The 21,883-nt window shown below is 74.0% G+C and carries 27 protein-coding genes; 13 read left to right on the forward strand and 14 right to left on the reverse strand.

Annotation, left to right across the window (positions count from 1 at the left end):
* The first annotated feature begins 23 nt into the window (after positions 1-23).
* The 5 genes from rpmB (at position 24) to AWH51_RS04735 (ending at position 3,266) form a co-directional block, all read left to right on the forward strand.
* Complete coding sequence (rpmB, locus tag AWH51_RS04715; RefSeq protein ID WP_063070952.1) at positions 24-260, forward strand: 50S ribosomal protein L28; 237 nt, start codon at positions 24-26, stop codon at positions 258-260.
* The gene (gene rpmG, locus AWH51_RS04720; protein WP_063070953.1) at positions 260-427 is read left to right on the forward strand and encodes a 50S ribosomal protein L33; all 168 of its coding nucleotides are present in this window, start codon (positions 260-262) and stop codon (positions 425-427) included. The genes rpmB and rpmG overlap by 1 nt, the downstream gene beginning before the upstream one ends.
* Positions 428-429: 2 nt before the next feature.
* Complete coding sequence (rpsN, locus tag AWH51_RS04725) at positions 430-735, forward strand: 30S ribosomal protein S14 (RefSeq protein ID WP_015491493.1); 306 nt, start codon at positions 430-432, stop codon at positions 733-735.
* A gap of 131 nt (positions 736-866) precedes the next feature.
* Entirely contained in the window at positions 867-1,154 is a 288-nt protein-coding gene (locus AWH51_RS04730; protein WP_012039622.1) for an HU family DNA-binding protein, read from the forward strand.
* 132 nt (positions 1,155-1,286) lie between these two features.
* Entirely contained in the window at positions 1,287-3,266 is a 1,980-nt protein-coding gene (locus tag AWH51_RS04735) for a cytochrome c oxidase assembly protein (protein WP_063070954.1), read from the forward strand.
* Positions 3,267-3,317: 51 nt separating this feature from the next.
* On the opposite strand, the gene AWH51_RS04740 is transcribed toward AWH51_RS04735, so the two are convergent.
* Positions 3,318-4,016, reverse strand: coding sequence for a DUF998 domain-containing protein (locus tag AWH51_RS04740; RefSeq protein ID WP_063070955.1), 699 nt, complete (start codon positions 4,014-4,016; stop codon positions 3,318-3,320).
* A gap of 167 nt (positions 4,017-4,183) precedes the next feature.
* Between AWH51_RS04740 and AWH51_RS04745 the strand changes: the two genes are divergently transcribed.
* Together AWH51_RS04745 and AWH51_RS04750 are read left to right on the forward strand one after the other, a co-directional pair.
* A complete protein-coding gene (locus AWH51_RS04745) occupies positions 4,184-4,867 on the forward strand; it encodes a hypothetical protein (protein WP_063070956.1) in 684 nt (227 codons plus the stop codon).
* Positions 4,860-5,150, forward strand: coding sequence for a transcriptional regulator (locus AWH51_RS04750; RefSeq protein ID WP_063070957.1), 291 nt, complete (start codon positions 4,860-4,862; stop codon positions 5,148-5,150). Before AWH51_RS04745 ends, AWH51_RS04750 begins: the two co-directional genes overlap by 8 nt.
* Positions 5,151-5,227: 77 nt before the next feature.
* Here the strand turns inward: AWH51_RS04750 and AWH51_RS04755 are convergent, their stop codons facing one another.
* Complete coding sequence (locus AWH51_RS04755) at positions 5,228-6,232, reverse strand: iron-siderophore ABC transporter substrate-binding protein (RefSeq protein WP_063070958.1); 1,005 nt, start codon at positions 6,230-6,232, stop codon at positions 5,228-5,230.
* A gap of 93 nt (positions 6,233-6,325) precedes the next feature.
* Here AWH51_RS04755 and AWH51_RS04760 point away from each other — a divergent pair, with 93 nt between their 5' ends.
* From AWH51_RS04760 to AWH51_RS04770, 3 genes are all read left to right on the forward strand, one after another.
* A complete protein-coding gene (locus AWH51_RS04760) occupies positions 6,326-7,384 on the forward strand; it encodes a FecCD family ABC transporter permease (protein ID WP_063070959.1) in 1,059 nt (352 codons plus the stop codon).
* Entirely contained in the window at positions 7,381-8,460 is a 1,080-nt protein-coding gene (locus tag AWH51_RS04765; protein ID WP_063070960.1) for a FecCD family ABC transporter permease, read from the forward strand. The genes AWH51_RS04760 and AWH51_RS04765 overlap by 4 nt, the downstream gene beginning before the upstream one ends.
* A gap of 64 nt (positions 8,461-8,524) precedes the next feature.
* Entirely contained in the window at positions 8,525-9,397 is an 873-nt protein-coding gene (locus AWH51_RS04770; protein ID WP_270980969.1) for an ABC transporter ATP-binding protein, read from the forward strand.
* 30 nt (positions 9,398-9,427) lie between these two features.
* Here the strand turns inward: AWH51_RS04770 and AWH51_RS04775 are convergent, their stop codons facing one another.
* Both AWH51_RS04775 and AWH51_RS04780 read right to left on the reverse strand, forming a co-directional pair.
* Entirely contained in the window at positions 9,428-9,850 is a 423-nt protein-coding gene (locus AWH51_RS04775) for a VOC family protein (protein WP_063070961.1), read from the reverse strand.
* Between the two features lie 110 nt (positions 9,851-9,960).
* Complete coding sequence (locus AWH51_RS04780) at positions 9,961-10,989, reverse strand: hypothetical protein (protein ID WP_063071039.1); 1,029 nt, start codon at positions 10,987-10,989, stop codon at positions 9,961-9,963.
* A gap of 130 nt (positions 10,990-11,119) precedes the next feature.
* Between AWH51_RS04780 and AWH51_RS04785 the strand changes: the two genes are divergently transcribed.
* A complete protein-coding gene (locus tag AWH51_RS04785; RefSeq protein WP_081234874.1) occupies positions 11,120-12,421 on the forward strand; it encodes an ATP-dependent DNA helicase in 1,302 nt (433 codons plus the stop codon).
* Positions 12,422-12,471: 50 nt separating this feature from the next.
* On the opposite strand, the gene AWH51_RS04790 is transcribed toward AWH51_RS04785, so the two are convergent.
* From AWH51_RS04790 to AWH51_RS04800, 3 genes are all read right to left on the reverse strand, one after another.
* Complete coding sequence (locus AWH51_RS04790) at positions 12,472-13,170, reverse strand: hypothetical protein (RefSeq protein WP_063070962.1); 699 nt, start codon at positions 13,168-13,170, stop codon at positions 12,472-12,474.
* Positions 13,171-13,362: 192 nt separating this feature from the next.
* Entirely contained in the window at positions 13,363-13,782 is a 420-nt protein-coding gene (locus AWH51_RS04795) for a DUF4383 domain-containing protein (RefSeq protein ID WP_063070963.1), read from the reverse strand.
* Positions 13,783-13,879: 97 nt separating this feature from the next.
* On the reverse strand, positions 13,880-14,533 hold the full coding sequence (locus AWH51_RS04800) for a dienelactone hydrolase family protein (RefSeq protein WP_063070964.1): 654 nt from the start codon (positions 14,531-14,533) through the stop codon (positions 13,880-13,882).
* 56 nt (positions 14,534-14,589) lie between these two features.
* Between AWH51_RS04800 and AWH51_RS04805 the strand changes: the two genes are divergently transcribed.
* On the forward strand, positions 14,590-15,315 hold the full coding sequence (locus tag AWH51_RS04805; protein WP_063070965.1) for a DUF305 domain-containing protein: 726 nt from the start codon (positions 14,590-14,592) through the stop codon (positions 15,313-15,315).
* Between the two features lie 107 nt (positions 15,316-15,422).
* Here the strand turns inward: AWH51_RS04805 and AWH51_RS04810 are convergent, their stop codons facing one another.
* The 7 genes from AWH51_RS04810 to AWH51_RS04840 all read right to left on the reverse strand — a co-directional run bounded on the left by AWH51_RS04810 (position 15,423) and on the right by AWH51_RS04840 (position 21,195).
* Positions 15,423-16,718, reverse strand: a complete 1,296-nt coding sequence (locus AWH51_RS04810) for a M18 family aminopeptidase (RefSeq protein ID WP_063070966.1) — start codon at positions 16,716-16,718, stop codon at positions 15,423-15,425.
* Entirely contained in the window at positions 16,718-17,440 is a 723-nt protein-coding gene (gene deoC / locus AWH51_RS04815) for a deoxyribose-phosphate aldolase (RefSeq protein WP_063070967.1), read from the reverse strand. Before deoC ends, AWH51_RS04810 begins: the two co-directional genes overlap by 1 nt.
* A 71-nt stretch (positions 17,441-17,511) precedes the next feature.
* Entirely contained in the window at positions 17,512-17,715 is a 204-nt protein-coding gene (locus tag AWH51_RS04820) for a hypothetical protein (RefSeq protein WP_063070968.1), read from the reverse strand.
* Positions 17,716-17,807: 92 nt separating this feature from the next.
* Complete coding sequence (locus AWH51_RS04825) at positions 17,808-18,707, reverse strand: NAD(P)H-hydrate dehydratase (RefSeq protein WP_063070969.1); 900 nt, start codon at positions 18,705-18,707, stop codon at positions 17,808-17,810.
* A complete protein-coding gene (locus AWH51_RS04830; protein ID WP_063070970.1) occupies positions 18,691-19,428 on the reverse strand; it encodes a histidine phosphatase family protein in 738 nt (245 codons plus the stop codon). Before AWH51_RS04830 ends, AWH51_RS04825 begins: the two co-directional genes overlap by 17 nt.
* Entirely contained in the window at positions 19,425-20,204 is a 780-nt protein-coding gene (locus AWH51_RS04835) for an MBL fold metallo-hydrolase (protein WP_063070971.1), read from the reverse strand. The genes AWH51_RS04830 and AWH51_RS04835 overlap by 4 nt, the downstream gene beginning before the upstream one ends.
* Positions 20,205-20,310: 106 nt before the next feature.
* Positions 20,311-21,195 carry a manganese catalase family protein gene (locus tag AWH51_RS04840; RefSeq protein WP_063070972.1) on the reverse strand — a complete coding sequence of 295 codons (885 nt, stop codon included), beginning with the start codon at positions 21,193-21,195 and terminating at the stop codon, positions 20,311-20,313.
* Between the two features lie 322 nt (positions 21,196-21,517).
* Between AWH51_RS04840 and AWH51_RS04845 the strand changes: the two genes are divergently transcribed.
* Positions 21,518-21,841: a hypothetical protein gene (locus AWH51_RS04845; protein ID WP_063070973.1), complete on the forward strand. Its 324-nt coding sequence runs from the start codon at positions 21,518-21,520 to the stop codon at positions 21,839-21,841.
* Positions 21,842-21,883: the final 42 nt, after the last annotated feature.

A 21,883-nucleotide genomic window follows, 5' to 3' on the forward strand; every position in this document is an offset into this window, starting at 1 on the left:
CTACGGTAACTACGGAGGAAACCATGGCAGCAACCTGCCAGGTGACCGGCGCCGTCCCCGGCTTCGGACACAACATCTCGCACTCGAACCGGCGCACCAAGCGCCGCTTCGACCCGAACGTGCAGAAGAAGACGTACTACGTCCCCTCGCTGCGTCGCAACGTCAAGCTCACGCTCTCCGCGAAGGGCATCAAGGTCATCGATGCGCGCGGCATCGAGTCCGTCGTCAAGGACCTCCTGGGTCGTGGGGTGAAGATCTAATGGCCAAGCAGCAGGACGTCCGTCCGATCATCAAGCTCCGCTCGACGGCAGGCACCGGGTTCACGTACGTGACCCGCAAGAACCGCCGCAACACCCCCGACCGCCTCGTGCTGAAGAAGTACGACCCGGTCGTCCGCAAGCACGTCGACTTCCGCGAGGAGCGCTAACCATGGCCAAGAAGAGCAAGATCGCCCGCAATGAGCAGCGCAAGGTCATCGTCGAGCGGTACGCCGCGAAGCGCCTCGAGCTGAAGAAGGCCCTCGTGGACCCGAACGGCACCGACGAGAGCCGCGAGGCGGCCCGCGCCGGCATCCAGCGCCTCCCGCGCGACGCCTCGCCCGTCCGCGTCCGCCAGCGCGACGGCATCGACGGTCGCCCCCGCGGCAACCTGTCGAAGTTCGGCATCTCCCGCGTCCGCTTCCGGGACATGGCCCACCGCGGCGAGCTTCCGGGCATCACGAAGTCCAGCTGGTAGGTTCCAAGCGGCCGTACGGCCGAACGGACCGCTGATGGCCCTGTCGGGTCGAACGGTCCGCTGACGTAGACAGACACCATCCACCACACGGCCGCTCGAGTAGAACGGCACCAGGTCCGAGGAGGACACCCATGGCTGACAAGTCACTCAACCGCACCGAGCTCGTTGCCGCCGTCGCCGCGGAGTCGGGTCAGAGCCAGGCCGCCGTCAACGGCGTGCTGGACGCGCTCTTCTCCACCGTCGCGACCAACGTCGCCGACGGCGTCAAGGTCACGATCCCGGGCTGGGTCGCGTTCGAGCAGACGGCTCGCGCCGCGCGCACGGGCCGCAACCCGCAGACGGGCGAGCCCCTCGAGATCAAGGCGTCCAAGGGCGTCAAGGTCTCCGCCGGCAGCAAGCTCAAGGCCGCCGTCAAGTAGTCCTCCTCACCACACGCCCAGCGGGGGCGCCGACTCCGGTCGGCGCCCCCGCTGTCGCATTCCCGGCCGGGCGCGGGAGCGCTCGGGGCCGCCAGCCGCCCGTCAGGACGGGCGAGTTAGGCTGATCCCCTCATGCCCAGACTCCTCCGCGTCGCGGGGCCCGCCGCCCTCCTCATCGTCGCGTTCCTCTCCCTGCTGGTCGCGCTCGCCATCGGCGGGGGAGCTGCACCGCAGCTGCTCAAGGACGCCGGGCCGGTCGTCAGATACGGGCTGCCCGCCGCGAAGATGATGGTCAACATCACGGCGGCGACGGCCATCGGCGCGCTGCTGCTGGCGGCGTTCGCCCTCTCGCGGAAGCGCCCGGAGTACGGCCGCGCGCTCGACATCGCCGCCGCCGGCGCCGCCCTCTGGACGGTCGCTTCCGCGATCACCGCCTTCTTCACCTTCCTCAGCGTCTCGGGCACGCCCTTCTCCTTCAGCGCGGAGTTCGGGTCGAGCCTCGGGCTCGTCCTGACGCAGATCTCCGTGGGCCAGGCATGGCTCGCGACCACGTTGATCGCCGCGACCGTCACCGTCCTGTGCTTCGCGGTGCGCAACCACACCGCCATCGCCCTCGTGCTCGTGCTCGCGGTCGGCGGCCTTGTCCCCATGGCGCAGCAGGGCCACGCGGGCGGCACCGAGGGGCACGACGCCGCGGTCAACGCGCTCGGCCTCCACCTCGTCTTCGCCGCCGTGTGGCTCGGCGGCCTGCTCACCTTGGTGCTGCTGCGGTCGAAGCTCGACGGCGACCGGCTCGTGCCGGTGCTGCGCCGCTACTCGGCGGTCGCGCTCGTGTGCTTCGTGGTGGTCGCGGCGTCCGGCTACGTGAGCGCGGAGATCCGCGTGGGCTCCCTCGACCGGCTGCTCACGGCGTACGGGCTGCTCGTGCTCATCAAGGTCGCGGCGCTCCTCGCGCTCGGCCTGTTCGGTGCCGCATATCGGCGGGTGCTCATCGGGCGGCTCGAGGAGCGCGGCGCCTCCGCGCGCAGCCCCTTCTGGTGGCTCGTCACCGCCGAGCTCGCGTTCATGGGCGTCGCCTCCGGCGTGGCCGCCGCCCTCGCCCGCACGTCGCCGCCCGTGAGCCAGGTCGTCGCGACGCAGCTGCCGGATCCGACGCCCGCGCAGATCCTCACCGGAGAGCCGCTGCCGCCCGAGCTCACGCCCATGCGCTACCTCACCGAGTGGAACTTCGACCTGCTCTGGATCCTCTTGTGCGCCTTCGGGATCTTCTTCTACCTGGCCGGCGTGCACCGCCTCCGGAAGCGCGGCGACGCCTGGCCCCTGCACCGCTCCATCCTCTGGGTGGCCGGCATGGTGGGCCTCTTCTACATCACCAACGGCGGCGTGAACGTCTACCAGAAGTACCTCTTCAGCTCGCACATGCTGGCGCACATGGTGCTCGCCATGGTCATCCCGCTGCTGCTCGTGCCGGGCGCCCCCGTCACGCTCGCGATGCGGGCCATCCGCAAGCGGCAGGACGGCAGCCGCGGCGGCCGCGAATGGATCCTGATGGCCGTGCACTCCAAGTTCGCGGGCTTCGTGGGCCACCCGATCGTGGCGGCCGTGCTCTTCGCCGGCTCTCTCCTCGTCTTCTACTACTCGCCGCTGTTCAGCTGGGCCACGACCGACCACATCGGGCACCAGTGGATGATCGTGCACTTCCTCATCGTCGGGTACCTGTTCACGCAGAACCTCATCGGGGTCGACCCGATGCCGGTGCGCCTCGCGTACCCGATGCGGCTGCTGCTCCTTCTGGCGACCATGGCGTTCCACGCCTTCTTCGGCCTGTCGCTCATGACCGGCACCGGGCTGCTCCTCGCGGACTGGTTCGGCGCGATGGGCCGGCCGTGGGGCGAGACCGCGCTGGCCGACCAGCAGGCGGGCGGCGGCATCGCGTGGAGCATCGGCGAGATCCCGACGGTGATCCTCGCGATCGTCACGGCGATCATGTGGAGCAAGAGCGACAAGCGGGACTCCGTGCGGTACGACCGCAAGGCCGACCGCGACGGCGACGCCGAGCTCGAGGCGTACAACCGGAACCTCGAGGCGCTGCAGGCGGCCGAGCGGCGCTGATCCGGGGCCTCCGCGCTGGGCCGTCCGGGCCGTCCGGGCCGTCCGTCGGCGTCAGCGGGTGCGCGCGCGTCGCGCGGCGACGAGGACGGCGATGCCGGTGATCAGCTCCCACGCGGTGACCGTGTAGACGGATCCGCGCTCCCAGACGCCGTCGATGCCGGAGCCGCCGAGGGTCTGGAGGACGGCGAGCGCGACGAGGCCGACGACGCCGAGCGCGACGCTCGCGATGCGGTACGCGCGGGCGGCCCCGGCCCCGGCCCCGGCCCCGGCGCGGCCCGAGCCGAGGCCCGCCACGATCGAGGCCGCGTTGCCCGCGACGATGGCCATGCCGGCGCCGACCACGTGCATCCAGCCGATGCCGCTGGCCGCGCTCGAGGCGCTGCCGTGGATGAGGCCGACCACCGTGATCCCGACGGCGTGCACGACCGCGAGGGCGAGGAACGCGCGGCGCGGGCCGGCGCGGAGGGCGCGGGTCGCGACCACGGCGGCCAGCAGGTAGAGGACGCCCTGGAGGATGAAGCCGGCGTTCATCACCGCGGAGAGCGGCGAGTCGATGGCGCGGCCCTGGAACTCGGCGACCTCGGGGACGCCGAGGTCGCTGATGTAGTTGGCGGAGTAGCTGTAACCGGGGAAGGCGGACGCGGCGATCGCCTCGGTGCCGACGTAGACGACGGCGGCCGCGATCCAGGCGACGCCGGCGGCCGCGGGGACGGCGGCGGACGCAGGGACGGCGGCGGTGCGGGTGCTCATGGGTCTCCTCCCGTCGCGCGCGGGTGGAGACGCGGACCCCTCGATGATGACGGACGACGCGCGGACCGCCGCATCGGTGGGAACCATTGACACGGCAAAGCACTTTGCGTTACAAAGTACCGAGGGCGGGAGCCCGGCGGGCGAGGGTCGCCAGCGGAGAGGTGGAGATGGACACGACGATGCGCACGGACGAGGTCGACGACGACGGGCCCGCGCCCGACCCGCGGACGATGCACGCGCTCATGGAGGACCAGCGGCGGGTGGCGGTCGACGCGCAGACCTCGTTCGTCTGGATCATGGAGGTGGTCTGGGGCGTCGCGTGGATCCTCGGCTACACGGCCCTGTGGCTCATCGACGGGTCGGACGCGGTGAGCCTGCCGCTGCCGGTGGCCGTCGGGATCTTCGCCGGGCTCATCGGCGTGGGCGTGGTCGTGAGCATCGTGCTCGGGATCCGCGGATCGGTGGGCATGGAGACCACGGGCGAGGCGCGCTGGCAGGGCCGGGTCTACGGGATCAGCTGGTCGGTGGCCATGGTCTCGGTCTACGTGCTCGGCATCGGGCTCGCGCTCAACGACGCCCCGAGCCGGCTGCTCTCGATCTTCTACGCGTCGGGGTTCTCGTTCGTCGCCGGCATGATGCTGCTGTCGACCGCGGCGCTCTTCCACTCGCGCACGTCCCTGCTCCTGGGCTCGATCCTCGTGGTGGCCGCGCTCGCCGCGCCCTTCGCGGGCTACCCCGGCAACTACCTGGTGATGGCCGTCGTGGGCGGTGGCGCGTACCTCGTCACGGGGATCGCCGTCGCCGTCCGCGGAGCGCGCGCCCGCCGATCGCTGCGAGCCCGGCTTGGCTGACCTCGATCCCGTCATCCACGCGCAGGCGCGGCTGCGGATCGTGGCGTCGCTCGCGACGCTGGACGCGGGGGAGGCGCTGTCCTTCCCCCGGCTGCAGGAGATCCTCGACATGACGGCCGGCAACTTGTCGACGCACCTCCGGAAGCTCGAGGACCCCGGCTACGTGGAGGTGCGGAAGACGCACGAGGGCCGGCAGCCGGTGACGTACCTCGCGCTCACCACGGTGGGGCGGCGGGCGTTCGAGGACTACCGCCGGGCGCTCACGGCGATGCTCGAGGCGTAGCGAGCGGACCGCCGTCCGCCGGATGCGACGAGGCCCGCCGTGCGATGCGCGGCGGGCCCCGGTGGTGCGGATCCGGATCAGGACGTGGCGGTCTCCAGCAGCGGCACGAGCCGGTCGAGCGCGTAGCCGGTGGACAGCGTGGTGCCGATCGAGTACGCCGACGACACGTCGCCGTCGAGCACGATGGAGTGGCCGGCCGCGACCGCGGGGACCGCCTGCCACAGCGGGTCGTCGGTGATGACGGCCTTGTCGATGAAGATCGGGAACGCCACGATGGCGTCGGCGTCGAGCAGGTCGAGCTGCTCGGAGGAGATGTCGACCGAGAAGCCGCCGGCGTTGGCGGGGATCGCCGCGATCTTCGGGCTCTGCGCGAAGCCGAGCTTCTCGAGGAACGCGACGCGCTCGCTGCCCTCCACGTAGGCGCCCCAGCCCTCGCTGGTCTTGGTGGCGGCCGTGACGGTCTTGCCCTTCCAGTCCGGATGCGCGGCGGCGACGGCGTCGAAGCGCTGGTCGACCGCGTCGAGGAGGGCGTCGCCCTGGTCCTCGCGGCCGAGGGCCTCGGCGACCATGTCGACCTGGTCCTCCATGTCGGTGAGGTAGCTGTCGGCGCCCTCGGGCACGCCGATGGTGGGCGCGATCTGCGCGAGGCGGTCGTGGCGGGCCTGGTCGCCCGAGCCCTTGGTGTCGAGGATCAGGTCGGGCTTGAGCGCCGCGATGGCCTCGTAGGAGGGCTCGAGCGTCTCGATGATCTGCGGCTTCTGCGTGTACAGCCCCTGCGCCCACGGGCCGACGCCGTCCGCGTCGGCGCCGAAGCCGAGCCAGTCGGACGCGCCAACGGGCTGCACGCCGAGCGCGAGCGCGGTCTCCGCATCGCCCCAGCCGAGGGCGACGACGCGCTTCGGCTCGCTGGGCACGGTGACCTCGCCGAACTTCGTGTCGACGGTGGTGGGGAAGGTGCCGGTCGCGGATCCGGAGGCGGGCGGGGCGCTCGCGGCCGGGTCGGAGGCGCTCGAGCAGCCGGTCAGGGCGAGCGTCGCGACGGCGAGCGCGACGGTGGCGGAGCCGGTGGTGGGGAACCTCATGGTGCGGGGCCTCTCGGGTGTCGATGACGGGCCGGTGCGGATCCCATCAGGCAAGGGGAGCCTAACCTAAGGGCGAGGTAGGCTGTCCGGGCCATGTCGCTCCGGGTCCTCGCGCGCGCCTCCGCCACCGACGCCCCCGCGGGCCGGGCGCGGAGCGGCCTCTCGCGCTCGGCGGGCCTCCTGCTGGCGGTCGGGGTGCTCGTGCTGGCGTCGCTCGCGAGCATCGCCGTCGGGTCGCGCGACATCCCGCTCGGCGCCGTCGTCGACGCGCTCGCCGGCCGGCCGCGGGACCCCGCCGAGCTCGTCGTGATCACCGACCTCCGCGTGCCGCGCACCCTCGTCGGCCTCGCCGCGGGCCTCGCGCTCGGGGTCGCGGGCGCGCTCATCCAGGCCGTCACGCGCAACCCGCTGGCGGATCCCGGCATCCTCGGCGTGACCGCCGGGTCGGCCTTCGCGGTCGCCATCGCGACGGGCGTGCTCGGCGTGACCGCCGTGAGCGGTTACCTCTGGTTCGCCTTCGGCGGGGCGCTCGTGGCCGCCGTCATCGTGTACGTCGTGGGATCCGCGGGGCGCGGCGGCGGGGACCCGGTGCGCCTCACGCTCGCCGGGGTCGCCCTCGGCGCGGTGCTCGCGGGCATCACCTCGGGGCTACTGCTCGCGGACCCGCAGGGCTTCAGCGCGATGCGCGCATGGGAGTCGGGCTCGCTCCAGGACCGCGGGTGGGACGCCCTGCTGCCGGTCGCGCCGTTCCTCGCGGTCGGCGTGCTGCTCGCCGCCGTCATCGCCCGGAGCCTCGACGCGGTGGCGCTCGGGGACGACCTCGCGCGGTCGCTCGGCGCGAACGTGGTCGTCGTGCGGACGGTCGCCGTGGTCGCGGTGACGCTGCTCGCGGGCGGCGCGACCGCGATGGCCGGGCCGATCGCGTTCGTCGGGCTGATGATCCCGCACATCGCCCGCTGGATCGTCGGGCCCGACCAGCGCTGGATCCTCGCGTACACGATCGTGCTGGCGCCCGTGCTGCTGCTCGCCGCGGACATCGTGGGGCGCGTCGTGCTGCGGCCCGCGGAGCTGCCGGCCGGGATCGTGACGGCCGTGCTGGGCGCGCCCGTGCTGATCCTGCTCGTGCGCCGGCAGAGGGCGTCGGGGCTGTGAGCGCGCCCGCCCGCGCGGGGCGCCGCCCGGCCGCGATCCGACCCGGCGCCCGCCCCGCGGGCACGATCCGCCTGCCCGTGGTCGGCACGCGGCTCCGCCGGCGCGAGGTGCTCGTGGGCGCGGCGCTCGCCGTCGTCATCGTCGCCGTCGCGCTCGTGGCGCTCGGCACGGGCGACTACCCGCTCACGGTGCCCGAGGTGATCCGCGCCCTCGTGCTGCCCGACGGCTCGTTCGCCGCCACCATCGTCACCGAGTGGCGCCTGCCGCGCGTGCTCGCCGCGCTCGCGTTCGGCGCGGCCCTCGGGGTCGCGGGCGCCGTCTTCCAGTCGCTCACGCGCAACCCGCTCGGATCGCCCGACGTCATCGGCTTCTCGACCGGCTCCTACACGGGCGCGCTCCTCGTCACGACGCTGGCCGGCGCGACGTTCCTGCCCACCGCGGTGGGGGCGCTCGCGGGCGGGCTCGGCACGGCGCTCGTCGTCTACCTGCTCGCGTACCGTGGCGGCGTGCAGGGCTTCCGGCTGATCATCACGGGCATCGCCGTCACGGCCGTGCTGCACGGGGTGAACACGTTCCTGCTGCTGAAGGCGGGCACCGAGGTGGCGATGGCCGCGTCGATCTGGGGCGCCGGATCCCTCGCGCTCGTCGGCTGGGACCGCGCCCTCCCCGCGTTCGCCGCGCTCCTCGTGCTCGCGCCGGCGATCCTGCTGCTCTCCGCGCCGCTCCGGCAGCTCGAGCTCGGCGACGACGCCGCGCGGGCCCACGGCGTGCGGGCCGAGCCGACGCGCCTGGCGCTCCTGATCCTCGGGGTCGCCCTCACCGCGATCGTGACGGCCGCCGCCGGGCCCATCGCCTTCGTCGCGCTCGCCGCGCCGCAGATCGCCCGCCGCCTCACGCGCAGCGCCGGCCTGCCGCTCGTGCCGGCCGCGCTCACCGGCGGCCTGCTGCTGCTCGCCGCCGACTCCGTCGCCCAGCACGCGCTGCCGGGGACGGTGCCCGTCGGCATCGTCACGGTCGTGGTCGGCGGGGTCTACCTCATCGCGCTCCTGATCCGCGAGGCGGCCCGACGTGCCTGACGTGCCTGACGTGCCCGGCGTGCCCCGCGCCGCCCTCGATCCCGATCCCCTGGGAGGTCCCGTCGTGGACGACACCGCATCCGCCCGCCCGGCCGTCACCGCTCCCGCGCCGCCCGCCGCCGAGCATCCTGCCACCGAGCGTCCGATCCCCGCGCCACGCCTCCGCGCCGAGGGCGTCACGCTCGCCTACGACCGCCGCGTGATCTCCGAGGCGCTCGACGTCGATGTGCCCGACGGCTCGTTCACGGTCATCGTCGGCCCGAACGCGTGCGGCAAGTCCACCCTGCTGCGCGCGCTGTCGCGCCTGCTCGCGCCGACGGCCGGCAGCGTGCTCCTCGACGACCGGCCGCTCGCGTCGTACCGGGCGAAGGAGGCGGCGCGGATCATCGGACTCCTCCCGCAGAGCGCGATCGCGCCCGACGGCATCACGGTCGCCGACCTGGTGGCGCGCGGCCGCTTCCCGCACCAGAACCTCATCCGCCAGTGGACGGCGACCGACGAGGACGCCGTGCAGCGGGCGATGGCGGACACGGGAGTGGCCGACCTCGCGGACCGCCACGTCGACGAGCTCTCCGGCGGCCAGCGCCAGCGGGTGTGGGTCGCGATGGCGCTCGCGCAGCAGACGCCCGTGCTGCTCCTCGACGAGCCGACGACGTTCCTCGACATCGCCCACCAGATCGAGCTGCTCGACCTCCTCGCCGACCTGCACCGCGGCGGCAGCACGATCGTCGCCGTGCTCCACGACCTGAACCACGCCGCGCGCTACGCCGACCACCTCATCGTGATGGGCGACGGCCGCGTCGTCGCGTCCGGCGCCCCGCACGAGATCGTGACCGCGGAGCTCGTCGAGCAGGTCTTCGGGCTGCCCTGCCTCGTGATCGACGACCCCGTGTCCCACACGCCGCTCATCGTGCCGCGCGGGGGCCGCTGGGCCTGAGATCCGGGACCCGAGGCCCGAGGGCGGCGGTCAGCCGGCGGCCGGCGCCGGCGCGATCGACACCATCCAGTCGATCCCGAAGCGGTCGGTGCACATGCCGAACCGGTCGCCCCACGGCGCCACCTCGAGCGGCAGCACGACCGTGCCGTCCGCCGTCAGCGCGTCCCACCAGCCGCCGAGCACCTCGGCGTCGTCGCCCGAGAGCGAGAGCGTGATGGCGGATCCGCTCGGCACGCCCATCGAGGCCGGGGTGTCCGAGGCCATCAGCACGAAGCCCGCGTCGGAGGTCAGCTGGCCGTGCATGATCTTGTCGGCCTCCGCCGGGTCCGGGCTCATGCCCTGCTCGCCGAACGTGCTCAGCGCGAGCTCGCCGCCGAAGACCCCCTGGTAGAAGCGCAGCGCCTCGGCCGCCTGGTCGCGGAAGGACAGGTACGGGTTCATGATCGCGGACATGGGGGCGCTCCTCGGCTGGCGGGCCCCGCGGTCGCGGGGACCTGTGGGTCCCGATCCTGCTCCTCCCGCAGTCGGCGCGCACCGTGCCCGCGCGAGAGGGTCGTGAGCGGCTAGAGGCCCTGGATCCGCACGCCCGCGTCCCCGTCGAGGGTCACGCGCCAGCTCACGCTGAACCGCACGTCCTCGTCGAGGTCCTTGACGCTGCCGTCGTACAGCGAGCGGACGGGCACCCGGATGTGCGCGGTTCCGACCGTGGACGGCACGACCCAGTCGAGGTCGGCGGGGTCGTCGCTCGCGGGGCGCAGCGTGATCTCGGGCATGGCCGTCATCGTCCACACCGGCGGGTCGGTGATGCGGTCGCGGATCGCCTTCCCGAACGGGCAGCCGGACGGGAAGAGCACGGCCTGCGTGGTGCACGCGGTGAGGTACGACTCGACCTCGCCCTGCACGGAGTCCACGAGCTCCTGCGTCGGCTCGGCGTCGACGCGGGCGGGCACGACGCTGCCGGGGTCCGTGACCGCCACGTCGGTCTCCTGCGCCTCGAGGAACGACGACGAGTGGTCGAGGGCAAGGGTGCTCGGCGCGAGCACGAGGTACGTGGATCCGGCGCCCGCGGCCGCGTCGCCGCCCGCCGTCGCGGAGACGGCGAGCCCGTTCGCGGTGAAGGTGGCGGCGTGCCGGAGCTCGAGGTCGACGGCCGCGACCGGGCTCGTCGCGAACTCCCACCGGCCGAAGAGGCCGAGCGCCGCAGGCGCCTCCCGCACGCGGAAGGCGGTGGATCCGGGTCCCGAGGGCAGCGTGTACGCGTACGTGACCACACGCTCGCCCTCCGCGCCGTCGGGCGCCCGCTCGTCGGAGACGAGCTCGACGTCGGCGAGGCCGGGCAGGGCGCGGTCGTCGAGGAGCGCGCGGCTCCCGTCGTCGGGCAGGACGACTCCGGGGGTGGCGAGGGCGTCGCGGCTGTCCTCGCGGGCGAGCGCGTCGAGGTAGGAGCGCACGAACCCGTGGGCGCTGAAGACGGTGTGGTTGAGCGTCGCGACCGTGCCGGCGAACGCCCCGAGGAGCAGGGCCGCGAGCACCGACCAGAGGACGACGGCCCGACGCAGCTCGCCGCGCGCGTCGACGGCGGGGCTCGGCATGCGGATCATCCTACGGGCGGGGGATCCGCGACCGGCCGGGGCGGGCCCGGGGTAGATTCGAGTGCGCATCCGCGCCGCGCCGCCGCCCTCGATGCGCGCCGCATCCACCCCGAACCGCCAGGAGCCCCGCGTGAGCACGGTCCCCCTCTCCCCGGAGCAGGCCGCCGTCTTCCAGGCCATCGAGGGCACGCGCGACCACATCTTCGTCACGGGTCGCGCCGGCACCGGCAAGTCGACCCTCCTCACGCACCTGTCGTGGAACACCGAGAAGCAGATCGTGATCTGCGCGCCCACCGGGGTCGCCGCGCTGAACGTGGGCGGGCAGACCATCCACTCGCTGTTCAAGCTGCCCATCGGCGTCATCGCCGACGAGGAGATCGAGCAGACCGGCGAGCTGCGGAAGCTCCTCAACACCATCGACACGCTCGTCATCGACGAGGTCTCCATGGTCAACGCCGACCTCGTCGACGCCATCGACCGCAGCCTCCGCCAGGCGCGCCACAAGAAGGACGTGCCGTTCGGCGGCGTGCAGGTCGTGCTGTTCGGGGATCCGTACCAGCTGGCGCCCGTGCCCGGCGACGGCGACGAGCGCGCCTACTTCGCCGACCGCTACCGCTCCATGTGGTTCTTCGACGCGAAGGTGTGGGAGGAGGCGCAGCTCCGCATCTACGAGCTCACCGAGATCCACCGGCAGCACGAGGAGGCGTTCAAGGAGATGCTCAACGCCGTGCGCCACGGGCGGGTCACGGCGGAGATCGCGGGCGTGCTGAACGCCGCGGGCGCGCGCCCGGCGCCCACCGACGGCGCCATCACGCTCGCCACGCGCAACGACACCGTCAACCGGATCAACGCCGAGGCGCTCAAGCGCCTGCCCGGCCGCTCGCTCACCGCCACCGCCGACGTCACGGGCGACTTCGGCGGCCGCACCTACCCGGCCGACGAGAAGCTCGACCTCAAGATCGGCGCGCAGGTGATGTTCCTCCGCAACGACGTCGACCAGCGCTGGGTGAACGGATCCGTCGGGGTCGTCACGCGCATCGACACGAACGTGTACGTCGAGCTCGACGGCGTCGTGCACGAGGTCGAGCCGGTCACGTGGGAGAAGCACAAGTACTCGTACTCGCCCACCACCAAGCAGCTGCGGCGCGACGTCGTGGCCGACTTCACGCAGTTCCCGCTGCGGCTCGCGTGGGCGGTCACGATCCACAAGTCGCAGGGCAAGACCTACGACCGCGCCATCGTCGACCTCGGCGCGCGCGTGTTCAGCCCCGGGCAGACCTATGTGGCGCTCAGCCGGATCACCGACATCGGCGGCCTGTACCTCACGCGGCCGCTGCGGCCGGGCGACATCATCGTCGACGAGAACGTGCGGCGGTTCATGAGCGAGGCGACGCGGATCCGCGTGACGCCCGCGGTGGCGCCGGCGCCGTAGCGGCGTCGCCTCAGCCGTCGCTCGCGCGGCTGCGCGGCGGGGAGCCGGGATCAGTGGCCCGAGTGCTCGCCCTGGATGCCCGTGAGGTCGACGGAGCCGTGCTGGCCGTGCGGGACGGCGTGCTCGCCCGCGTCGGTGAGCGAGAGCGCGGGGGTGACGATGCCGGCGACGAGGAAGGCGCCGGCGAGGACGCCCACGAGGTAGCGGCGGCCGGTCGGTTCCGGCTCGGCGGGAGCGGGAGCGGAAGCGGAGTCGGCCGCGGGCGTCGCGGCGGAGAGGACGACGGCGGACGCCGGGTGCGCCGCGGTCGGGTGCGAGGCGCCGGATCCGACGAGCGCGATGTCGGCGGGGAGCCGCGACTCGACGGCGGTGCAGGTGGCCTCGGCCTCCGACTCCGCGCGGGAGCGGAGGTGCCGGCCGACGATGGCGGCGATCGCCAGGTCGAGGAGGGTCGCGGCGAGCATGGGGATCGCGGGGATGCCGCTCGTGATGCCCGGGGCCGCGAGGACCACGGCGGCCGAGACGAGGAGCGCCCAGCCGGCGACCGGCACGAGCGCGCCGACGACGGCCCAGGATGCGGCGGGCAGGCGGTCCGAGCGGAGGACCGCGACGGCCCAGGCCAGCTCGGCGGCGCCGATGACGAGGAGGGCCACCATGGACGCCGGCGAGGATCCCGCGCCGACGGCCAGGTGGATGAGCGCGGCGCCCAGGGCGGCGAGGGCCAGCCAGTGGCGGATGAGCAGTGACACGTGCTGGTCCCTTCGTCGTCCCGGGCGCCGCGGTGGTGCGGTGCTGCGTGCTGTCGTGCTGTGGTGCTGTGGTGCTGTGGTGCTGTGGTGCTGTGGTGCTGTCGTGCTGTCGTGCTGTCGTGCTGTCGTGCTGACGTGCGGTGATGCGTGACGCGCCCGGTGCAGCGGCGCGCGGCGGTAGTGCGGTGCTGCCTAGGCGGCGCGGGCGGCGCGGTTGCGGACGCCCTTCTCGGCGCCGAGGCCCACGATCAGCAGCACGACGGCGCTGCCGAGGTGCAGGAAGTGGTCGGCGGTGTTGAGCGCGAGCACGTTGAAGTCGGTGTTCACGAGGAAGAAGCCGACGACGCCGAGCGCGAGGTACGCGAATCCGATGGTCGAGTTGACGGCCTTGGCCGCCGCGACGCTGGAGAGGCCGCCGATGAGGAGGGCCGCGCCGATGAGGAGGTGGGCCACGTTGTGGAACGGGTTCACCATGAAGATGCCGAGCAGCAGGCCGCCGTCGGACGAGAAGAAGCCCCCGCTGTTCGGCGGGAACAGGAAGCCGAGAAGGCCGACGAGGACGTAGACGGCACCGAAGGCGGTGCCGAGCAGGCGGTTCGGGGACGAGGTCATGATGTTGCCTCCACTGGTAGGGAAGAGCCGGGACATTCCCAGGCTCCTTACATTCGTACCGCGTACTCGACCGGTTTGGTGCGATCGCGGTACTGGATCAGGACCGGTTTCCCAGGTGGTCGGCCAGGAAGCCCTCCGTGCGCCGGTAGGCGAGCGCCGCGGCGTCCGGATCCAGGCGGTCGCGGAGGCTCGCGTTGGGGAACGCGGGGGTGGTGCCGGCGTAGGTGTGCGCCGTGATCGGGGTGCCGTGCTCACGCAGCCGGCCGATGAACGCCTCGGGGCGCTGGTCGTCGATCCACTCGTCGTGCTCGGCCAGGTGCAGCAGCACCGCGCAGGGGATGACGCCGTGCTCCTCGGGACCGAGGCTCGCGCAGTAGGCGACGACCGCGTCCGCCCCGCCGTCCTGCGCCTCGAGGAGGGCGAGCCAGCCGCCGGGCGCGAAGCCGACGAGGCCGACGCGGGCGGATCCGCGGGCGCGCGCCGAGTCGATGCCGTCGCGGATGGTGCCGAGCGCGAAGCCCACGTCGAGCTCCGCGGCGAGGCCGGCGGCCAGCCCGTCGTCGAGGGTGGCGCGGCCGTCGTACAGGTCGGGCACGAGCACGTGGAAGCCGGAGCGGGCCAGGGCGAGCGCGTACTGGTCGAGCCAGGGGAGGCGGCCGTGGTCGTCGTGCACGAGCACGACGACGGGGCTGCCCGGCTCGCCGAACTCGAGGGTCGTGCCCGGATGGGGCAGGTCGACGATCTCGGGCATGGGGAGAACCTATCCTCCGGGACGCGCGGTGCCGCGCCGTGGAGGAGGATCGTCGCATGGGATACCGACACCGCCTCGCCGCCGCCACGACCGCGCTCGTCCTCGCCGCCGGCCTCGCCGGCTGCTCGACACCGCCGCGCACGCCCGAGGACGCGGCGTCGCCGAGCGCCGACGCCGACGCCGCGGCGCCCCTGGAGACGGGGTCCGAGGGCTGGAACCGCGCCGACCTCGCGTTCGCGCAGGACATGGGCGATCACGCCGCACGATCGGTGGCGCTCGCCGTCGCCGCCCTCCAGGCCGCCGACCTGCCGCCGGGGGCGGAGGAGCTGGCCGTGCAGATCCGCGACCAGCAGGGTCCGCAGGCCCGGGAGCTCGCCCGGCTCGCCGAGGGATGGGCGGGGGAAGACGGCGCGTCCGGCTCGAACGGCACGGAGGACCGCGAGGAGGCCGGTGGTGTCGGAGGCGGCGCGGGCGGCGCGGAGGGGACGGCGGGCGCGAGCGGCAGCGCGTCCGGCACCGGCACCGACGCGGAGTCCGCGGAGGCGGGTGCCGCCGCATCCGACGCGCAGCAGCAGGCCGTGCGGTCCGCACGCGGCATGGACGCCGGGCGCCTCTTCCTGCAGGGCATGATCGCCCAGCACGAGGCGGCGATCGCGATGGCCGACGGGGAGGCGCAGGTCGGCACGTCGACCGCCGCGCTCGACATCGCGGGTGCGATGCGCTCGTCGCAGGAGGGGCAGCTCACGAAGATGCGGGCGCTGCTGGCCTCGTACGGGGGCTGATCCGCCGTGAACGTGGAGAGGGCCCGACGCGCATCGCGTCGGGCCCTCTCCACGTGCGGGCGGCGTCGGCTGCCGGGCGCCCGCCGGGCGCCTGCCGGTCCTGCCGGTCAGCCAGCCGGGCGGAGGAACGCGGCGGCCGCGGCGGCGAGGTGCCCCGGGTCGTCGGCGCCGCACAGCTCGCGGGCCGAGTGCATCGAGAGCAGGGGGATGCCGACGTCGACCGTGCGGATGCCGAGGCGCGTCGCCGTGATGGGCCCGATGGTGGAGCCGCACGGCACCGCGTTGCTGGAGACGAACTCCTGGGTGGGCACGCCCGCGCGCTCGCAGGCCAGCGCCCACTCGCGGGCCCCGACGCCGTCGGTCGCGTAGCGCTGGTTCGCGTTGATCTTCAGCAGCGGGCCGCCGTTCGGCACCGGCCGGTTGGCCGGGTCGTGGCGGTCGGGGTAGTTGGGGTGCACGGCGTGGCCGGCGTCGGCCGAGAGGCACCAGGACGCGGCGAACGCGCGGCGGCGCTCCTCCGATGCGGCGCCGAGGCCGGCCGAGATGCGACCGAGCACGTCCTCGAGGATCGGGCCGGCGGCGCCCGACGGGGTCGCGGATCCGACCTCCTCGTGGTCGAAGGCGGCGAGCACCGCGATGGGCGCCTCCGCGTCGTCGTCGACCGTGGCCGCGAGCTCGAGCAGGGCGGCGAGGCCGGCGTGCACCGAGCTGAGGTTGTCCATGCGGCCCGCGGCGAACAGCTCGCCGTCGAGGCCGAGGGATCCGGGCGCCTGCGTGTCGGCGACGCGCACGTCGTAGCCGAGCACGTCGTCGGCGGCGACCCCCGCGAGCCGCGCGAGGTGGCCGAGCACGTCGGCGTCGGCGGGGGAGCCCGTGCCGAGGATCGGCGTCATGTGGCGCTGCGGATCCAGTCGGAGCCCCTCGGTGTTCACGCCGCGGTCGAGGTGCACGGCGAGCTGCGGGAAGCGCAGCAGCGGGCCGGTGCGGACGAGGTGCTGACGGCCGTCGCGTGCGACGAGACGACCGGCCAGCTCGAGGTCGCGGTCGAGCCAGGAGTTGAGGAGCGGGCCGCCGTAGACCTCGACGCCCGCCTGCACCCAGCCGTCCGATCCGACGGTGGGCTTCGGCTTGAGCGCGAAGCCGGGGGAGTCGGTGTGCGCGCCGAGCACGCGGAAGGGCGTGGTGGCGTGCGCGCCCGCGGGCTGGATCCAGGCGAGGAGCGCGCCGTCGCGGACGATGTAGCGGCGACCGGGGCCGGTGGGCCACGCGTCGCGCTCGTCGAGTGCTGTGAAGCCCGCGGCGTCGAGGCGGCGGGCGGCCTCCGCGACCGCGTGGAAGGAGGAGGGGGAGGCCTGGATGTAGCGGCCGAGGTCGGCCAGGTGCGCGCGGCGGTCCGCGGGCATCAGTAGCCGCTCGATCCGAGCGCGCCGTTCTCGGGCGTCTGCACCGGGCCCGCCAGCACGACGGCGCTGCCGGAGACGCCCAGGCGGGTCGCGCCGGCCTCGATCATCTGCACGGCGGTCTCGTACGTGCGGATGCCGCCGGACGCCTTCACGCCGGCCTCGCCGTCGACGGTGCGGCTCATGAGCTCGACCGCGTGCACGGTGGCGCCGCCGGTGGGGTGGAAGCCCGTGGAGGTCTTGACGAAGTCGGCTCCGGCGGCCACGGCTGCCCGGCAGACGGCGACGATCTGGTCGTCGTCGAGGGCGGCGGACTCGATGATGACCTTGAGCACGGCCGGCGCGGGCACGGCCTCGCGGACGGCGCGGATGTCGGCCTCGACGTCGGCGAAGCGGCCCTCGCGGGCGGCGCCCACGTCGATGACCATGTCGACCTCGTCCGCGCCCTGGCGGACCGAGAGGGCGGCCTCGGCGGCCTTGACCTCGCTGTGGTGCTTCCCGCTCGGGAAGCCGCAGACCACGGCGACCTTCAGGTCGGATCCCGCGGGCAGCGCGAGCGGCAGCATCGACGGGGAGACGCACACCGAGTAGGTGCCGAGCTCCACGGCCTCGGCGACGAGGGCGGCGACCTCGTCGCGCGTGGCCTCGGGCTTGAGGAGCGTGTGGTCGATGATGCGGGCGATCGCGGCGGTGTCGGCCGGGGGCGTGGACGGGCTGGTGCTCATGCGGGTTTCCTCACGTCGTGCGGGACCTCGATCCTACGGCCGGGGTCGCGCGTGACGGCCCGCGCGGCGGCTCAGGAGTAGTCGGCGCCCGGGATGCCCGCGGGCCGGTAGACGTAGCCGTCCTCATCGCTGTCGAGCTCCCAGACGACCTCCTCCTCGCTGAGCGAGGTGGCGCGCGTGAAGCTCTTGACGGGCTCGCCGTTGAGGAACTCGACCTCGGTCTCCTCGGTGCCCTCGGGGCCGACCAGCTGTGCGGTGTACGTGGAATCAGTCATGCTCCGACCCTACGACCGTCCGCGCGCGGCGACCGGGCCCGGCGGGGATCCCCAGGCGACGCCCGCCCGCGTCCGTCTGGGGAGGGGCCGGCTCAGGCCTCCAGCTCCACGAGCACGCGCGGCAGCTCGAGGAGCAGCTCGCTCGCGAGGTAGCCGAGGGGGCCGACCTGCACGGCCAGCCGGTCGCCCGCCGCGGCGTGCGCGTGGGTCGCCCAGACCGCGGCCTGGGCGGGGTCCGCGCCCCGGGCGCAGAGGCCCGCGACCGCGCCGCCGAGCACGTCGCCGGATCCGGACGTGCCGAGGCCGCTGCCGCCCGCGCCGACCGTCCACGCCCGTCCGTCCGACGCCGCGACCACGCCACCCATCGACACGACCGCGCCGTACTCCCGGGCGATCTCCCGCGCGTCCGCCACGGCGTCGTCGCCCGCGTCGCGCCCGAGCAGCCGCTCGGCCTCGGAGGAGTTGGGCGTGAGCACGAGACGCCCGGCGAGGCGGGCGGCCGACTCGCGGCACGCGGGCAGCACGCCGAGCGCGTAGGCGTCGAGCACCACGACGGCGTCGTCGGGCACGAGCGTCGCGAGGAGGCGCACCATCCGCTCGGCCTCGTCCGCGTCGTCGAGCCCGGGGCCGAGCAGCACGGCGTCGGCGGACGCGACGTCGTCCTCGGCCGCGCGGATCCCCGCGCCCCGCACGTGCCCGGCGTCCGTCTCCTCGAGCGGCACGACGCCGCTCTCCGGCACCGCGACGGCGACCTCGGTCGCCACGGACGCGCCCACCGCGAGCGTGAGCCGACCGGCGCCGACGCGCAGGGCCGCGAGCCCGGCGATCATGGCCGCGCCGGGGGAGCGGAGGGCGCCGCCGACGACCACGACCTGACCGCGCCCGTACTTGGATCCGGTCGCCGCGGGCAGCGCCCAGTCGCGGAGCGCCGCCGGCGTCACCACCTCCGCGGGTGCGTCGGCGCGGGCGTCGGCGTCATCGTCCTCGGACATCGGGTTCCCCTCCGTGCTGGGTGACGGGGGCGCCGTGCCCGTCGAGGTGCTCCGTGGCCGAGAAGGTCCGGAGGGTCCACGGGCCGCGCGGGGCGGACCGCTCGAGCACCGTGACGGACGCGTTCGCCACGGTGTGCTGCGACTGGAAGGCGAGCAGCTCGGCCTCGGAGAGGCCGAGGCCGACGTAGAGGAAGAGCATCACCACGGCGTCGTGCGTCGTGATCAGGGCGCGGCCGTCGGCGGCCTCGACCTCGGGATCCTGCAGGAACGAGCGCACGCGGAGCGCGACGTCCGCCCACGACTCGCCGCCCGGCGGCCGGTAGGAGAGCTTGCCCAGCCAGCGCCGTCGGGCGTCCTCGCCGGGATGGCGGGCGGCGACGCCGCGGGAGGTGAGGAGGTCGAGGATGCCGAGCTCCCGGTCGCGCAGACGCTCGTCCGCGCGCACCTCCGCGGCGATCCCCGCCTCGGCCAGCGCGACCGCCGCGGTCGTCCGGGCCCGCAGGTAGTGCGACGACCAGACGGCCGTCGGCACGTCCGAGCGGCTCGCGAACCAGCGGCCGAGAGCGCGCGCCTGCGCCTTCCCGGTGTCCGAGAGGGGGACGTCCGGATCCCGGTGGTCGACGTGGATGACCTCGGCGCCGTCGCGGTCGGCCCGGCTCGCGGCGACGTTGGCCGTGCTCTCGCCGTGGCGCACGAGCCACAGCTCGGTGAGGCCCGTCACGCCGGCCCCGCCGAGCGCGCGGCCGAGACGGCGGCGCGGATCCCGTTCCGCCAGGGCGCGCCGTGCCCCGGCAGCACGATGCGCGCGCCCGTCTCCTCGAGCGCCGCGAGCGACCGGAGCGCCCGCCCGCTGTCCGCCGTGGCGGCGCCCGCGACGATGCGGCAGCCGGTGCGTCCCGTGTACGGGTCGAGCGTCACGAGCGCGTCGCCCGTGATCAGCGCGTCCCGGTCGGGCAGGTGCAGCGCGACGTGGCCGTCGGTGTGGCCGGGGGTCGGGATCACGACGGGACGGCCGGGCACGTCGAGCGGGCCGGCCGCGAGGTCGGCCACGGCGTCCACGCCCTCGACGCGCAGCGCGCCAGCGGCGGCCATGGCGGCGACCACGGGGATCGCCCGGCCGTACCGGAGCGGGTAGGCGAACGGCGTGCGCTCACGTCGGTAGGAGTACGGGTGCCGGGCGATGCGCGCGTCGCCCGGGTGCACGTGCACCGGCACGCCGAGCTCGCGGGCGGCCCGCGCGGCGGATCCGACGTGGTCGAAGTGCCCGTGCGTGAGCACCACGGCCCGCACGTCGTCGGGCGTCCGGCCGATCGCGCGGAGGGCGCGGAGCAGGTGCGGCCAGGTGTCCGGGAACGCCGTGTCGACGAGGGTGACGCCGTCGTCGTCCTCGATCAGGCACAGGTTCACGTGCGCGTGGGAGAGCAGGTGGACGCCCGGCGCCACGTCGCGCGCGAGCACGGGGGAGGCGGGGTGCGGCGGCGTGCCGGTGCGGATCATGCGGTCCTCTCGCGGGGTCGGCCCGCGTCCGGGTGGACGCGGGCCCAGGCACGCGACCGTGCGGCCGACCCCTCGCGGGATCGGCCGCACGGGCGCGCGTCGCTCATCACTCGGGGGTGACGGCATCCTTCACGGCGCTCGCCGCCTTCTTCAGCAGACCCGGGTCCTTCGGCGGGATGGTGCCGTGGAGGAGCGGGTTGCCGACGGGCGGCGGGGGCATCGGCACCGACGACGTGGGGCCGTCGTGGTACGTGAAGGTGCCCTTGCCGTCGGGCGCGGGGCCGGACGCCCACGAGCCCTCGGAGGCCGCGGGACCGTCCGAGAAGTTGAGGTACTGGTACGAGACGTCCCGGTCCTCGAGCTCGACGGGGAAGTCGCTCGGCACGGGCAGGTTCTCGGTGCCCTCGGCCTGGAGCTCGGCGATCGCCGCGACCCACTGGTTCTGGTGCATGGTGTCCCGGGCCAGCAGGAAGGACAGGAGGTCCTTCACGCCGTGGTCGTCGGTCATGTGGAAGAGCCGCGCCACCTGGAGGCGGCCCTGCATCTCGGCGTTCGCGTTGGCGTGGAAGTCGGCGAGCAGGTTGCCGCTCGCGGTGATGAACGACCCCTGCCACGGGTTGCCGTTGCTGTCGACGGGGCGCGCGCCGGCGCCCGCGACGATGGCGTGCTGGATGTCGCCGCCGCCGATGACCGCGGCGAGCGTCGGGTCCTTCATCGCGTCCTCGGTCGCCTCGACCGGTGCGGTCTCGAGCAGCTTCGCGATCATGATGGCGAGCATCTCGACGTGGCCGAACTCCTCCGCGCCGATGCCGTAGAGCATGTCGCGGTACTTGCCGGGGAGCTTCGAGTTCCAGGACTGGAAGCCGTACTGCATGGCGACGGAGATCTCGCCGTACTGGCCGCCCAGCACCTCCTGGAGGTGGCGCGCGTAGATGGGGTCGGGCTTGTCGGGGGTGGCGCTGTGCTGCAGCTCCTGCTTGTGGAAGAACATGGAGGACCTCTCCTGGTGGACGGCACCGCGCCGGTTCCGGCCGCGGCTCTTCTCCCCACGAGCGTTCGCCGACGCCGGGGCCTCCGCCTACCCCCTTGACAGGTCGTCGGCCGGTCGGTCCGGGCGCGCCGGATCCGCGCTCCGCGTCCCCTCCCCAGGATCGGCTCATTACCACACGCGGATCGTCCTCCTGGACGATGCCTCACGCGACGGCAGGGCTGGCATAGTGGGTGGGCACGGCCGAAGCTCAGCGCCGCACTCTGGCCCCCTCTATCGTCGGCGCGGGGCACGAGAGCTCACGAGGGGGACAACGGGATCGATCATGGGCACCTTCAAGTACGACTCGACGCTCACGGCGGAGTTCGACGACCGCCTGCTCGCTCACCTCCAGCTCGTCATCGGCGCGAAGCTGCGCCGCGGGGAGAACTTCTACTTCTCCTGGCGCGACGACGTGGAGGTCGGGGACGGGCGCACCACCATCTGGATGCACAACTCGCTGCCCCTGGTCTTCAAGTACCACGGCAGCCGGGTGCCGCCCATCAACCGCAAGTGGGTGGACGCGCTCATGACCACGGCCAACAGCCCGGGCGGCCTCCTCATCATGCGCGAGCCCCCGGAGGACGAGCCCCGGGACGAGACGCGCTGACCCCCTCCGCGCCCGCCCGGGTCCCCGCGAAGACCCTCCCGA

The sequence above is a fragment of the Clavibacter tessellarius genome, from assembly GCF_001618005.1.
GTDB lineage: Bacteria > Actinomycetota > Actinomycetes > Actinomycetales > Microbacteriaceae > Clavibacter > Clavibacter tessellarius_A.

Coding starts and splice junctions, on each gene's coding strand:
- rpmB (WP_063070952.1), top strand. CDS start 24: ATGGCAGCAACCTGCCAGGTGACCGGCGCCGTCCCCGGCTTCGGACAC.
- rpmG (WP_063070953.1), top strand. CDS start 260: ATGGCCAAGCAGCAGGACGTCCGTCCGATCATCAAGCTCCGCTCGACG.
- rpsN (WP_015491493.1), top strand. CDS start 430: ATGGCCAAGAAGAGCAAGATCGCCCGCAATGAGCAGCGCAAGGTCATC.
- AWH51_RS04730 (WP_012039622.1), top strand. CDS start 867: ATGGCTGACAAGTCACTCAACCGCACCGAGCTCGTTGCCGCCGTCGCC.
- AWH51_RS04735 (WP_063070954.1), top strand. CDS start 1,287: ATGCCCAGACTCCTCCGCGTCGCGGGGCCCGCCGCCCTCCTCATCGTC.
- AWH51_RS04740 (WP_063070955.1), bottom strand. CDS start 4,016: ATGAGCACCCGCACCGCCGCCGTCCCTGCGTCCGCCGCCGTCCCCGCG.
- AWH51_RS04745 (WP_063070956.1), top strand. CDS start 4,184: ATGGACACGACGATGCGCACGGACGAGGTCGACGACGACGGGCCCGCG.
- AWH51_RS04755 (WP_063070958.1), bottom strand. CDS start 6,232: ATGAGGTTCCCCACCACCGGCTCCGCCACCGTCGCGCTCGCCGTCGCG.
- AWH51_RS04760 (WP_063070959.1), top strand. CDS start 6,326: ATGTCGCTCCGGGTCCTCGCGCGCGCCTCCGCCACCGACGCCCCCGCG.
- AWH51_RS04775 (WP_063070961.1), bottom strand. CDS start 9,850: ATGTCCGCGATCATGAACCCGTACCTGTCCTTCCGCGACCAGGCGGCC.
- AWH51_RS04780 (WP_063071039.1), bottom strand. CDS start 10,989: ATGCCGAGCCCCGCCGTCGACGCGCGCGGCGAGCTGCGTCGGGCCGTC.
- AWH51_RS04795 (WP_063070963.1), bottom strand. CDS start 13,782: ATGACCTCGTCCCCGAACCGCCTGCTCGGCACCGCCTTCGGTGCCGTC.
- AWH51_RS04800 (WP_063070964.1), bottom strand. CDS start 14,533: ATGCCCGAGATCGTCGACCTGCCCCATCCGGGCACGACCCTCGAGTTC.
- AWH51_RS04805 (WP_063070965.1), top strand. CDS start 14,590: ATGGGATACCGACACCGCCTCGCCGCCGCCACGACCGCGCTCGTCCTC.
- AWH51_RS04810 (WP_063070966.1), bottom strand. CDS start 16,718: ATGCCCGCGGACCGCCGCGCGCACCTGGCCGACCTCGGCCGCTACATC.
- deoC (WP_063070967.1), bottom strand. CDS start 17,440: ATGAGCACCAGCCCGTCCACGCCCCCGGCCGACACCGCCGCGATCGCC.
- AWH51_RS04820 (WP_063070968.1), bottom strand. CDS start 17,715: ATGACTGATTCCACGTACACCGCACAGCTGGTCGGCCCCGAGGGCACC.
- AWH51_RS04825 (WP_063070969.1), bottom strand. CDS start 18,707: ATGTCCGAGGACGATGACGCCGACGCCCGCGCCGACGCACCCGCGGAG.
- AWH51_RS04835 (WP_063070971.1), bottom strand. CDS start 20,204: ATGATCCGCACCGGCACGCCGCCGCACCCCGCCTCCCCCGTGCTCGCG.
- AWH51_RS04840 (WP_063070972.1), bottom strand. CDS start 21,195: ATGTTCTTCCACAAGCAGGAGCTGCAGCACAGCGCCACCCCCGACAAG.
- AWH51_RS04845 (WP_063070973.1), top strand. CDS start 21,518: ATGGGCACCTTCAAGTACGACTCGACGCTCACGGCGGAGTTCGACGAC.